Here is a 12,465-nt window from a genome sequence, read left to right as displayed (position 1 = left end):
GGATTTCCATCAGGATCTGTTCGGTGTTCATGGCGGCGTCCTCGGTTCGGTGTGTCTGGCGGAGATGTCTGGCGGGTGTTCGGGGTGTTGCTTTCGCGTTCACCGTGGAGAGAACTGTAGTGAGGCAAGCGCGCGACCTGAATAGGGGCGGCGCTGTGCGTGCTGTCCGTGCCGCAGAACACCGCCTGTCAGGCAACTTCCTACACGGGCCTCGGTGAAACCCCTGAAGTAGGCCGCCTTTAGTGTCGATATCTCCCCGTGGAAAGCCCGGAAAGCCGCTGCCGCTTCGAGGAAACAACGAAAACCGAAGTGCGGCGCTCAAGTTCCGGCCCCAGCGGTTCGATAAGCAAAGCAACGGGGGCGGGCAACCAACCTCCGGGGTCCGGAACAGCCGGCCGAAGGAACGAGCAAGGGCCACACATGAAGCGACCCTCAAGTTCGAACCCGAGGATGACTGCCGCCGGGCGCAGCCAGCGAAAGCTGGCACGGCCAAGCCGGCGTCTGCCGGGAGTCTTAACTTAATGGAGAGCCATCATGGCAATGTCAGTCAACACCAACGTCGTTTCCCTCAACGCACAACGCAACACCGGCATGACGCAATCCGCGCTGGCCCTGTCGATGCAGCGCCTGTCCTCGGGCCTTCGCGTCAACAGCGCCAAGGACGATGCCGCCGGCCTGGCGATCTCGGAGCGCATGAACGCGCAGATCAAGGGCCTGAACGTGGCCGCCCGCAATGCCAACGACGGCATCTCTCTGGCGCAGACCGCCGAAGGCGCGCTGGGCAAAGTGGGCGACATGCTGCAGCGCATGCGTGAGTTGGCGGTTCAGTCGGCCAACGCCACCAACAACCAGACCGACCGCGACGCCCTGCAGGCCGAAGTGGCCCAGCTCAAGGAAGAAATCGGCCGCGTTGCCACGACGACAAAGTTCAACGGCACGAGCCTGCTCGACGGCAGCTTCACCGCCAAGAACTTTCAGGTCGGCGCCAACTCGGGCGAGACGATCTCGCTGGCCGCGATTGCCGACGCCGATCTCGCTGCGCTGGGCACACTGAAAACCTCGGCCGACTCCTACGACCAGACGCTCGGCGCGCTCACCGCGACCGATGGCGCCATCGCCACTTCGCTGGACATCAACGGCGTGTCGGTGGCCATCGCCGCGGACGTCGGGCGCACCGCCGGCGACGCGCTGACCGAACTGGTCGCCGCCTTTGCCACCGCCAAGGCCGCGAACCCGACCGCGCTGGCCGGCGTGACGATGGCCGCCGACGGCGCCATCACCTCGGCGACCGCGACAGACGTGCCCCTGGTCATCGCCAACGTCACCAACCTCACCGGCGTGACCGCCGGCACCACCAACGGCACGCTGACGGAAGGCGCCGAAGAGACCGGCATTGCCAACCTGTCCATCGCCAGCGCCGAAAGCGCCACCTTCGCGATGGACGCCATCGACACCGCGCTCACCGCCGTCAACACCGCCCGCGGCACGCTCGGTGCGGTGCAAAGCCGCTTCGAGAACGCAATCGCCAACATCATGGTCACGTCCGAGAACCTCTCGGCCGCCCGCGGCCGGATCGTGGATGCCGACTTCGCGGCGGAAACCGCGAGCCTGTCGCGTGCGCAGATCCTGCAGCAGGCCGGCACGGCGATGATCGCCCAGGCCAACCAGTTGCCGCAGCAGGTGTTGTCGCTGCTGCGCTGATCGAAAGGCGAGCGCAACGCGGGCCACGAGGCCCGCTACTCCAAGCCCCGCGCTGTGAAGCCGGGGCTTTTCCATTTCGAAGATGCACCGGGAAGCCGCCGCTTATTGCCGGATTCACCGCCGCGCCGCCCCTCAAGAATTCGCTGACCAACCAGCCCCACCGGCGCTCACGCCGGAAGTCAACGATTTTCCGAAGGAGCGGCCATGGCCCTGACCATCAACACCAACGTCGTTTCGCTGAATGCGCAGCGCAACCTGAATTCCTCGCAATCCTCGCTGGCCGTGTCGATGCAGCGCCTGTCCTCGGGCCTGCGCGTCAACAGCGCCAAGGACGACGCCGCCGGCCTGGCCATTGCCGAGCGCATGAACACGCAGGTGCGCGGCCTGAACGTCGCCGCGCGCAATGCGAACGACGGCATCTCGCTCGCGCAGACCGCCGAAGGCGCGCTCGGCAAGCTGGGCGACATGCTGCAGCGCATGCGCGAGCTGGCCGTGCAGTCGGCCAACGCGACGAACAACGCCACCGACCGCGAAGCCCTCAACGCCGAGGTGGTTCAACTCAAGCTGGAGATCGAGCGTGTGGCCACCACCACCGCTTTCAACGACACCAAGCTGCTCGACGGCAGCTTCACCGCCAAGAACTTCCAGGTCGGCGCCAACTCGGGCGAGACGATCGAGCTGGCCGGAATCACCGACGCACGGCTCGTCGGCCTCGGCATGCTCACCACCGTGGCCGCCGTCGATGAAGCCGCCGTCACCGGCACTGCCACGTTCAATGCGCTGGCCGACGGCGATCTCATGATCAACGGCGTGAACATCGGCGCGGTGGCCGCCGACACCGATGCGGCCACGACCGCCGCCGCGATCACCGCCGCCGTCAACGCCAGGACGGCCGAGACCGGCGTGACCGCCACCGCCACCGGCGCCAGCATCGAGTACACCTCTACCGAAGACATCGTCGTCGCCGTCACCGCAGGCGGCGCAACCGCCACCGGCCTGACCAGCACGACGACGGCAGCCGCGGAAGTCACCCCGGCGACCACCGAGGTCGGCATCGCCAACCTCAACATCTCCACCGCCGAGGCTGCAACGTTCGCCATGGACGCGATCGACACCGCGCTCACCGCCGTGAACTCCGCTCGCGGCACGCTCGGCGCGGTGCAGAGCCGCTTCGAAAGCGCGATCTCCAATATCCAGGTCACCGCCGAGAACCTGTCCGCCGCACGCGGCCGCATCATGGACGCCGATTTCGCCGCCGAAACCGCCAACCTCTCCCGCGCGCAAATCCTTCAGCAGGCCGGCACCGCCATGGTGGCGCAGGCCAACCAGTTGCCGCAACAGGTGCTGCAGTTGCTCCAGGGCTAATCCCAGCCCGGGCGGCACCGGCCCGTCACCGGTTCGCCGTGCGCGGCGTGCCGGCGACGGGCCGTCCTTCATTCGGCGCGCGATGTGCCGATAAACAGACATCGACAGGAGCATCCACGCCATGGCAATTTCCTCACCCGGCATCGGCAGCGGGCTCGATGTCAACAGCATCGTCTCGCAACTGGTCGCGCTCGAGCGCCGCCCGATCGAGCTCTTGCAGCAGCAAAAGACCAAGCTCGACACGCAGTTGTCGTCCTACGGCCTGCTGCAGAGCTACATGGTCAATGTGCAGTCGGCCGCGGGCGTCCTGGCCAAGACCGATTTCTGGAGCCAGACCAAGGCCGCCAGTTCGGCCGCCGACGCGGTCTCGGTCACCTCGTCCGCCACCGCCAGCGCCGCGAGCTACCGCGTGGAGGTGAGCCAGTTGGCGCAGGCGCATTCGCTGTCGTCGGAAGCCTTTGCAGAAGGGTCGACCGCCACCGTGGGCACCGGCACGCTGCGTATCCAGGTCGGCGAGTCGGATGTGAGCATCGCCATCGGTCCTGAAGATCAGACGCTCGAAGGCATCCGCAACAAGATCAACGGCAGTGACGCCGGCGTCACCGCCACCATCCTGCGCGACGCGCAGGGCGCGCGCCTGGTCATCGCCGGCATCGCCAGCGGAGCCGACAACGCCATCACCATCACCGCGCCGGTCGACGACAGCGGCGGCCTGGCCGCACTGACCTTCAGCGACCCGCCCGCGGTGGTTGGCATGACCGAACGGCTGGCCGCGCAGAACGCCGCGTTCAGCATCAACGGCCTGCCGCTCAGCTCGGCGACCAACGTGCTGACCGACGTGATCGACGGCGTTTCGCTCACCCTGGCCAAGGCCGCCACGGGCCCCGTGGACATCACGGTCGGCAACGACACCGGTGCGTTGCGCAAGGGCATCGAGGGTTTCGTCGCCGCCTACAACGAGGCCAATCGCTACCTGGCCCAGCAGACGAAGTTCGACCCGGGCTCGTCGACCGCCGGTGCGCTGCAGGGCGACCGCGCTGCCGTGAGCCTGCAGAGCAAGCTGCGCATGCTGGTGCAGCAGTCCAGCGACGCCTCGGCCTCGTTCCCGTATCTCTCCGACATGGGGCTAGAGCTGCAGCGCGACGGCTCGATCAAGATCAACGACACCAAACTCGGAGCCGCCCTGGCCAACCCGGTCGAGCTCTCCAAGGCTTTCAGTACCGCCGCAAGCGGCTTCGGCCAGCGTTTCAAGGAACTGGCCGACGGCGTGGTCGGCACCGACGGCACGCTCACCAGCCGCACCTCGGGCCTGCGCGACAACATTTCCCGCAACGAGAAGGACCAGCAGCGCTACGAGGACCGCGTAGACCGCACACGCGAGCGGCTGCTGCGCCAGTATTCGGCGCTCGACGCCAGCCTGAACCAGCTCAACGGGCTGGGCAGTTTCATCGAGCAGCAGATCACGAACTGGAACAAGTCGTACGACCGCTGAGACAGCCGGCGCGGGCTCAAGTCACGGCGCGGCGGGCCGATAAAGAAAGGGTCACCCCTGAACTGCCAGCGGAGCCCCAAATGTTTTCTCCCGCCAAGAGTTTTGCCAGCGCCTACCGGACAGTCGATGCCGAGACCAGCGTCGCGCACGCCTCGCCCCACCAGCTCGTCACCCTGCTCTTCGACGCTGCCCTGGCGGCCATCGCCACCGCGCGCGGCGCGCTGCAGCGCGGCGATGTCGTGGTCAAGGGCAAGCAGATCACCAAGGCGGTTCGCATCATCGAGGAGGGCCTGCGCGGCGGGCTGAACCAAGCCGCCGGTGGCGCTCTGGCCAGCGATCTGTCGGCGCTCTATGCCTACCTGGTGAAGCAACTCACGCTGGCCAACGTGCGCAACGACGACAAGCCGCTGGCCGAAAGTCATGCGCTGCTGAGCACGGTGCGCGAGGGCTGGATCGCCATCCCGGCTCAACAACGGGCGGCCTGAGCATGAACACGCCCTCCGTCGCGATGAAGCTCGACACCATGGACGCGCCCCCTCCCAAGCACTTGCTGCGCTACTACGAAGCCATCGAAGCCGCCAGCGAGCAGATGCTGGCAGCGGCGCGCGACGGCGACTGGGACCAGGTCGTCAAGCTCGAAGGCGCGTGCGCGCTGCTCATCTCGGATTTGAAGCACGCCGCCGCCAACCTCGAGCTCGGCGCCGAGGAACGCCAGCTCAAGGGCCGGATCATGAAGCGCATCCTCGTCAACGACGCCGAGATCCGCACGCTGGCCGAGCCCTGGCTCGAGGACCTGGACCGCCTGATGGCCGGCCGGCCGAAGATGCTGCACTGAGCCGCGCCGCCGCCCACTGCTTTTTGTTGGTTCCAGCCCGCGATCATGGAAACCCTGCCGATGCCGCTCGACGCGATGAGCGGCGCGAGCCCCGGCCTGGCCGAGTTCCGCGTCGACGCGCCGGGCGAAATTCGTGGGCTGCTCAAACAGCTCGCCGACGGCAACGTCGTGCTCAGCCTGAGCTCGCCCGGCGGCGCCCGCTGCAGCGCCACCGTGTGGGCGCTGGACCCAGGGCGCGGCCTGCTGTGCCTGAGCGCCGAAGCCGGCGATCACCGCCTGCCCGAACTGCTCGAGAGCGACGAGATCGTCGCCGTCGGCTACCTCGAAAGCATCAAACTGCAGTTCGACCTGCACGACCTGGTGCTGGTGCGCAACGGGAACGACTGCGCGCTCAATGCCCGCTTTCCGCGCGAGCTGTACCGCCTGCAGCGGCGCAACAGTTTTCGCGTGCGCCCGCTGATCAACACCGGCCCCACCGCGACGCTGCTGCACCCGGTGCAGCGCGACTTGCAGCTGGAATTGCGCGTGCTCGATGTCAGCATCGGCGGCGTGGCCCTGTTCCTGCCGGACGAGCTGCCGAAGATCGAGCCGGGAGTGCTCCTGCAGCAGGCGCTGGTCGAGCTGGATGGCGACACGCGGCTGGCGGTCAGCCTGATCGTGCACCACGTCACCCTGCTTCACCACGAGTCCCGGGGCGTGCGGCTGGGCTGCGAAATGCGGGGCCTGAGTGGCGAAGGCGCGCGGGCGCTGCAGTGCTACATCGATCGCACGCAAAGGCGTCGCCGCTTGCTGGTGCTGTGAACCGGCGCCAGAGCGCCCGGCAAGCCCGGTAGGGACATCGCGGCGGCCGGTCCGGCCGCGGCGGGGATTCGTTACCGTGCGAGATCACTGCCCGATCGATCCGGTCGCGGCGGCCCCTCGTGCCCAGGAGAGCCTCATGAACGAAGAAACCTTCAACCTCAGCATCCGCAAGTTCCTCAAGGTGGTGGGCGTCGGCTCGCAGCGCGAGATCGAACAAGCGGTGGCGAAGGCCATCGCCGACGGCAGCCTCGCCGGCGATGAGACGCTGCCCGCCAAGGTGACGCTCGAAGTCGCAGGCCTGAAGCTCGTGGTCGACTTCGACGGCGAGATCCGGCTGCAGTAGGCGGAGGGCTCGCAAGGCCGGGCGCCGCCCCGTGGCCCCGCCCTAAAATCGCTGCCTTCCCGAGCGCCGCCGGCGCCGGGACCGTGCCGCCCTCCCCTGCGAAAGTTTTTGCCATGAGCCTCCAATGCGGCATCGTGGGTTTGCCCAACGTCGGCAAGTCCACCCTGTTCAACGCCCTGACCCAGGCCGGCATCGCCGCCGAAAACTACCCCTTCTGCACCATCGAGCCCAATGTCGGCATCGTCGAGCTGCCCGACGATAGGCTCACCGCGCTGGCCTCCATCGTCAAGCCCGAGCGGGTCGTGCCGGCGATCGTCGAGTTCGTTGACATTGCCGGCCTGGTGGCCGGGGCAAGCAAGGGCGAAGGCCTGGGCAACCAGTTCCTCGCGCACATCCGCCAGACGGACGCCATCGTGAACGTGGTGCGCTGCTTCGACGACGACAACGTGATCCACGTGGCCGGCAAGGTGGACCCCGTCTCCGACATCGAGGTGATCCAGACCGAGCTGTGCCTGGCCGACCTGGCCACGGTGGACAAGACCCTGCAACGCTCGCTCAAGGCCGCCAAGTCGGGCAACGACAAGGAGGCCGCCAAGCTGGTGGCGGTGCTGCAGAAGTGCCAGGCCGCGCTCAACGAGGCGAAGCCTGCGCGCTCGGTCGCCTTCAGCAAGGACGAGCTGGCGATCCTGGCGCCGCTGTGCCTCATCACCGCCAAGCCAGCGATGTTCGTCGGCAACGTCGACGAAGGCGGTTTCGAGAACAACGCGTACCTCGACCAGCTGCGCGCCTATGCCGAAGGCCAGAACGCGCCGGTGGTGGCCATCTGCGCCAAGACCGAGGCCGAGCTGTCCGGCATGGAAGGCGAAGACAAGCTCATGTTCCTGCAGGAGATGGGCCAGAGCGAACCCGGCCTGAACCGCCTGATCCGCGCCGCGTTCTCGCTGCTCGGACTGCAGACCTACTTCACCGCCGGCGTGAAGGAAGTGCGCGCCTGGACCATCCACGTCGGCGACACCGCTCCCCAGGCGGCGGCGGCCATCCACACCGATTTCGAACGCGGCTTCATCCGCGCCCAGACCATCGCCTTCGCCGACTTCATCGCCCACCAGGGCGAGCAAGGCGCCAAGGAGGCCGGCAAGATGCGCGCCGAGGGCAAGGAATACGTCGTCAAGGACGGCGACGTGCTGCACTTCCTGTTCAACGTGTAGCAACACCCACGCCGCAGCGCTGGCGTGAAGCCACCTGAAGCGAATCGTGACGGTCGTTACGGCTTGCCGTCATTGCGGCGCGTGCAAACGCACGCCGAGCGCCGATCTGCGCAGGAGTGGGCGTTCGCCAGCGCGTCGGCACCGCCGTGAACCGCGGTCCCGCGATGACCCGGTGTAGGCTCACCGCAGGCCGTTTCCGGTCGGCGTGCGCCGGCGGTACAGGCCATGCACACCTCGATGCCTCCTGCAGTAAATACCCCGATGAGCCGACTGTTGCCACCCGCAGCCGGGGTGGTGCTGGCCTACGTGCTGATCGGCCTGTCGGGATCGGTTTTCGCCATCCCGCCGGGTCACGTCTCGCCCTTTTTCCCGGCCGCCGGCGTCGCGCTGGTCGCAGTGCTCGCCTACGGCTTGCGCATGACGTGGGCGGTGCTGATCGGTGCCATCGGGATGAACGCGGTGCTGGCCAGCCAGCAGGGCGCCGCCAGCGGGTGGGCCTGGTTCGTGCCGGTGCTGATCGGCAGCGGTGCCGCGCTGCAGGCGCTGCTCGGTGCCTTGCTGGTGCGTCGGCACCTGCGCACCCCCGTCACGCTCGACAGCCCGAAGGCGATCGCATGCTTCTTCGGCTTGGCCGCTGTACTCGCCTGCACGGTCAATCCGACGATCGGCACGCTGGCGCTGTGGGCCGGCGGTGCGCTCCAGCGCGCTGAGCTGCCGCTGAACTGGGTGGTCTGGTGGGGGGGCGACGCGCTGGGCGTGGTGGTCGCCGCGCCGGTGTTGCTCAGCCTGATCGGCCAGCCGCGCGAGGCCTGGCGTGCCCGCCGCACCTCGGTGGCGTTGCCGCTCGTATTGGCCACCCTGCTGCTGGCGCTCGCCGTCTCACAGGTGGTGCGCTGGCAGGAGCAGCGCGGCGTGGCGCGCTTCGAGCGCGACGCCGACAACACCAGCCGCACTTTCGAGCTGCGGCTGAGCGCGCACCTCGACGCGCTCGACGCCATGTACGGCGTGTACCTGGCCTCCGAAGATGTCACGGCGAGCGAGTTCCGCCTCGCCAGCGAAAGTTGGCTCGCCAAACTGCCGAGCCTGCAGGCCATCGGCTGGCACGAACGGGTGGACGTTGCGGACGTGCCGGCCTTCGAGGCCGGCGTGCGCGCCACGGGCCTCCCGAACTACCGCGTGTTCGACCGGGAAGACGGGCTCACTTCCGCAGACGATGAAGTGACCGCCCTGCGCCACATCGAGCCGCGCACCGGCAACGAAGCGGCATTGGGCATCAACAGCCTGTCGGTGCGTGCGTCGCGCGACGCCATCATGCGGGCCCGTCGAAGCGATGCGCCGAACGCAACGGTGGGCTTTCGGCTCACGCAGGAGTTTGGCGATCAACAGGGCGTGGTGATCTACCGGGCCGTGCGCTCGAGCGATCTGTCGGGCGGGACGCCGCCGCCGCCGGGCAGGCTGCTCGGTCTGGTCTTTATCGCCCTGCGGATGGACGATGCGCTGCAGGCGCTGCAGGCCGGCACACCGGAGTACCTTCAGGTCTGCCTGTTCGAGACCGCAGCAGACGGCTCGAAGAGACGCCTCGCCGGCGCCGTGGACTGCGAGCCCGACCAGCCCACCGCAGCGGGGCCGCTGCGCCGCACCGTGGTGCCGTTCGCCGGTCGCGAGTGGGAACTGCAGGTGCACGCGCGCGACGGCGTGCCCAGTGAATCGGTCGGGCCGCTGGCCAGTGAAAGCGGCAGCACCTGGCTGTTCGTGCTGGCCGGCCTGGGCGCGATCGGCTTGATGGGCGCCCTGCTGCTGATCGTGACCGGCCGTGCGCGCCGCACCGAAGCGGCGGTGGCCGAGCGCACGGTGCAGCTGCAGCACGAGATCGCCGAGCGCGAAGCCACCGAGCAGGCGCTGCGCGACAGCGAGCGGCGCTTTCGCAACATCTTCAATTCAGTGCCGCTCGGCGTGATCTACACCGACCTGCACGGCGGCATCAAGCAGCCCAATGCCAGCTTCGCCGCCATGACCGGCTACTCCGAGGAAGAGCTGCTCGACACCACCACGCCGGCCCTCACCCACCCGGACGACCTGGCCGAAGACCAGCGCCTGCGCGACGCACTCGCCCGCGGCGAGCAGCAACTGGTGCGGCGGCGCAAGCGCCTCATCACCCGCGACGGCCGGGTGCTCTGGGTCGACGCCACCATGACCCTGCAGCAGGACGCGCGCGGCGGCCCGCAGCGGCTGGTCGCGCTGATCGAAGACATTTCCGAACACCTGCGGCTCGAGGAGGCCGAGCGTGCGCGGGAGACAGCCGAGGCGTCCAACCAGGCCAAGAGCGAGTTCCTCTCGCGCATGAGCCACGAGCTGCGCACGCCGCTCAACGCGATGCTCGGCTTCTCGCAGCTGCTCGAGCTGGACGTCGAACCGCGCCTGAACGAGCGCCATGCGCAGTGGGTGGCACAGATTCGGCGCGCCGGCTGGCATCTGCTGGAAATGATCAACGACGTGCTGGACCTGTCGCGCATCGAGTCGGGCACGCTCAAGCTCGATCAACTGGCGCTGCGCATGGAGCCGCTGCTGGTCGAGTCGATGGCGCTCGTGGAGGCGCAGACGCGCGAGCGCGATGTGCGGATCGTGCGCGGCCTCAGCGAAGACCCGAGCCTGCGTGTGCTGGGCGATGGCACGCGCATCAAGCAGATCCTCACGAACCTGCTGTCGAACGCCATCAAGTACAACCGCCCGGGCGGCGAGGTGGTGCTGACCACCCGCCGCCGAGGCACCGACGACGGCACGGTGATGCTGGACGTCGAAGTCTGCGACACCGGCCTGGGCATGAGCCCCGAACAACTCGCGCAACTGTTCCAGCCCTTCAACCGCCTGGGCCGCGAGCGCGGCGCCGCCGAGGGCACCGGCATCGGCCTGGTGATCACCCGGCTGCTGGCCGAGCGGCTGGGCGGCGCGCTGTCGGTGCGCAGCACCGAGGGCGTCGGCTCCGTCTTCACCCTGAGCCTGCCGCTGGCCGGGCATTACGCGGCCGCCACCGAGCCGGCCGTGCTCGACGACACGGGTGCCGGCTACCACCGTCGCCAGGTGCTCTACATCGAAGACAACGAGATCAATGTCGAGGTGATGCGCGGCATCTTCACCCAGCGCCCGCAGATCCGGCTCGACATCGCGACCACCGGTCTCGACGGACTGGCCACGGTTCGCACGGCGCCGCCCGACCTGATCCTGCTGGACATGCACCTGCCCGACATCGACGGCATGGCGCTGCTGCAGCACCTGCAATCCGACGAATCGACGGCCGGCATCCCGGTGATCGTGGTCTCGGCCGACGCCTTGCCGGCGCAGATGGACGCCGCCCTGCAGGCCGGTGCCACGCGCTACGTGACCAAGCCGGTGTCGGTCGACGAGATGCTGGCGGTACTCGATGAACAACTCTCGCAGCTGACCACGCAGTTCGGCCAGCCGTAACGAGCCTCACCGCCCGGCCGGAAACACCACCCGCACCACCAACCCCCCGCCGTCTTCGCCGTCCAGCAGGAAGACGCTCGCGCCGTGCAGCTGTGCGATGTCGCGCACGATCGCCAGGCCCAGGCCGCTGCCGGCGCCCATCGAACCCGCGGGGCGGTAGAAGCGTTCGAACACCCGCTCGCGCTCCGCCGGGGCAATGCCCGGACCGTTGTCCTCGACTTCGAGCACCGGTTGGCGCACCCCCGCCCCTGCGTCGAGCAGGCCGGTGCGCACCGTGATGCGCGCCGGCCGCGCCGGGTTGGCGCAGGCGTACTCGAGCGCGTTGTGGATCAAGTTGCCGAGCAGTTCGCCGAGCAGGTGATGGCGCCCGCGCAGGGGCGCGGACTCCAGTTGGAAGCCCAGGTCGGCGCCGCGCTCGAGCGCGCGCGGCACCCAGTCCTGGGCGGCGTCATGGGCCACGGCTTTCAAATCGACCGGCTCGGCGCCGCCGGGCTCGCGGCTGCTCGCCTCACTGCGCGCCAGCGCAAGCAACTGGTCGGCCAGCCGCGCCGCGCGTTGCGCCGAGCGGTGCAGGCGTTCGAGGGTGGCGTGTACCGCGCCGGGATGCGCTTCCAGCAACGCCAGTTCGGTCTCGGTGCGCAGGGCGGTCAAGGGCGTGCGCAGCTGGTGCGCGGCATCGGCGATGAAGTGGCGCTGGCGTGTCGCGTCCGCCGCCACACGGGCGAGCAACTGATCGACCGCGTCGAGCAGCGGCTGCACCTCGGCCGGCATGCGCCCTCGCCGCAGCGGCCGCAGGTCGTCGAGCGAGCGCAGGGCGAGCTGTTGATTGACGGAAGTCAGCGGGCGCATCGCGCGATTGACCACGAAGCCGATCGCCAGCGCGAACAGCGCCGTGCTGCCGAAAGCCAGCAACAAGGTCAGCACCAGCGAGTCGGTGCGCGCGCGCTCGCGCTCGTCGAGCGTCTCGGCCACGCGCACCTGGCACAAACGCCGGCCGCACTCGACCGCATGCACCGCCACGCGCACCGGCAGCCCATCGAGCCGGGTCTCGAACAGGCGGCGCTCGCCGCGCACCAGCGCCAGACGCGGCTCGCGCAGGAGGGCATCGCCGGCGATCGGCTCGCCGTCGGGGCCGAGCACCACGAAGAACATGGCCACGGTGCTGCTCGTGCGCAGCGACTCCTCGGTCTGCGCGTTGAGGTCGACCCGCACCTCATCGCCCGCCACGTGCACGAGGTTGCCGAGCGCCAATGCCCAG

General features: G+C 68.6%; 10 protein-coding genes. 9 read left to right on the top strand and 1 reads right to left on the bottom strand.

Annotation, left to right across the window (positions count from 1 at the left end):
- Positions 1–534 precede the first annotated feature (534 nt).
- From H0W38_RS06530 to H0W38_RS06490, 9 genes are all read left to right on the top strand, one after another.
- Positions 535–1,701, top strand: coding sequence for a flagellin (locus H0W38_RS06530; RefSeq protein ID WP_292452276.1), 1,167 nt, complete (start codon positions 535–537; stop codon positions 1,699–1,701).
- A 204-nt stretch (positions 1,702–1,905) separates the two neighbouring features.
- A complete protein-coding gene (locus H0W38_RS06525; protein ID WP_292452275.1) occupies positions 1,906–3,066 on the top strand; it encodes a flagellin in 1,161 nt (386 codons plus the stop codon).
- A gap of 121 nt (positions 3,067–3,187) precedes the next feature.
- The gene (fliD, locus tag H0W38_RS06520) at positions 3,188–4,558 is read left to right on the top strand and encodes a flagellar filament capping protein FliD (protein WP_292452274.1); all 1,371 of its coding nucleotides are present in this window, start codon (positions 3,188–3,190) and stop codon (positions 4,556–4,558) included.
- Between the two features lie 80 nt (positions 4,559–4,638).
- Complete coding sequence (fliS, locus tag H0W38_RS06515; RefSeq protein ID WP_292452272.1) at positions 4,639–5,043, top strand: flagellar export chaperone FliS; 405 nt, start codon at positions 4,639–4,641, stop codon at positions 5,041–5,043.
- 2 nt (positions 5,044–5,045) lie between these two features.
- Positions 5,046–5,393 (top strand): flagellar protein FliT, encoded by a 348-nt coding sequence (locus H0W38_RS06510; protein ID WP_292452271.1) that lies wholly within the window; start codon positions 5,046–5,048, stop codon positions 5,391–5,393.
- 45 nt (positions 5,394–5,438) lie between these two features.
- Positions 5,439–6,194, top strand: a complete 756-nt coding sequence (locus H0W38_RS06505) for a flagellar brake protein (RefSeq protein ID WP_292452269.1) — start codon at positions 5,439–5,441, stop codon at positions 6,192–6,194.
- A gap of 136 nt (positions 6,195–6,330) precedes the next feature.
- A complete protein-coding gene (locus H0W38_RS06500) occupies positions 6,331–6,537 on the top strand; it encodes a DUF6494 family protein (protein WP_292452268.1) in 207 nt (68 codons plus the stop codon).
- A 113-nt stretch (positions 6,538–6,650) separates the two neighbouring features.
- Complete coding sequence (ychF, locus tag H0W38_RS06495; protein WP_292452267.1) at positions 6,651–7,745, top strand: redox-regulated ATPase YchF; 1,095 nt, start codon at positions 6,651–6,653, stop codon at positions 7,743–7,745.
- Positions 7,746–8,006: 261 nt separating this feature from the next.
- Positions 8,007–11,207 (top strand): CHASE domain-containing protein, encoded by a 3,201-nt coding sequence (locus tag H0W38_RS06490; RefSeq protein ID WP_292452265.1) that lies wholly within the window; start codon positions 8,007–8,009, stop codon positions 11,205–11,207.
- 6 nt (positions 11,208–11,213) lie between these two features.
- Here H0W38_RS06490 and H0W38_RS06485 read toward each other — a convergent pair.
- On the bottom strand, positions 11,214–12,465 hold a 1,252-nt coding region (locus H0W38_RS06485; RefSeq protein ID WP_292452263.1), incomplete at its 5' end, for a sensor histidine kinase.

This window comes from Methylibium sp. (assembly GCF_013817365.1).
Classification (GTDB): Bacteria; Pseudomonadota; Gammaproteobacteria; order Burkholderiales; family Burkholderiaceae_C; genus Methylibium.
Note: the sequence above shows the minus strand (reverse complement) of the source record. Positions and strands in the feature narration are given on the sequence as shown.

Bases quoted from the DNA above. Each gene is read 5' to 3' on its own strand.
- H0W38_RS06500 (WP_292452268.1), top strand. From the start codon at position 6,331: ATGAACGAAGAAACCTTCAACCTCAGCATCCGCAAGTTCCTCAAGGTG.
- H0W38_RS06530 (WP_292452276.1), top strand. From the start codon at position 535: ATGGCAATGTCAGTCAACACCAACGTCGTTTCCCTCAACGCACAACGC.
- H0W38_RS06525 (WP_292452275.1), top strand. From the start codon at position 1,906: ATGGCCCTGACCATCAACACCAACGTCGTTTCGCTGAATGCGCAGCGC.
- fliD (WP_292452274.1), top strand. From the start codon at position 3,188: ATGGCAATTTCCTCACCCGGCATCGGCAGCGGGCTCGATGTCAACAGC.
- ychF (WP_292452267.1), top strand. From the start codon at position 6,651: ATGAGCCTCCAATGCGGCATCGTGGGTTTGCCCAACGTCGGCAAGTCC.
- H0W38_RS06490 (WP_292452265.1), top strand. From the start codon at position 8,007: ATGAGCCGACTGTTGCCACCCGCAGCCGGGGTGGTGCTGGCCTACGTG.
- H0W38_RS06505 (WP_292452269.1), top strand. From the start codon at position 5,439: ATGGAAACCCTGCCGATGCCGCTCGACGCGATGAGCGGCGCGAGCCCC.
- H0W38_RS06510 (WP_292452271.1), top strand. From the start codon at position 5,046: ATGAACACGCCCTCCGTCGCGATGAAGCTCGACACCATGGACGCGCCC.
- fliS (WP_292452272.1), top strand. From the start codon at position 4,639: ATGTTTTCTCCCGCCAAGAGTTTTGCCAGCGCCTACCGGACAGTCGAT.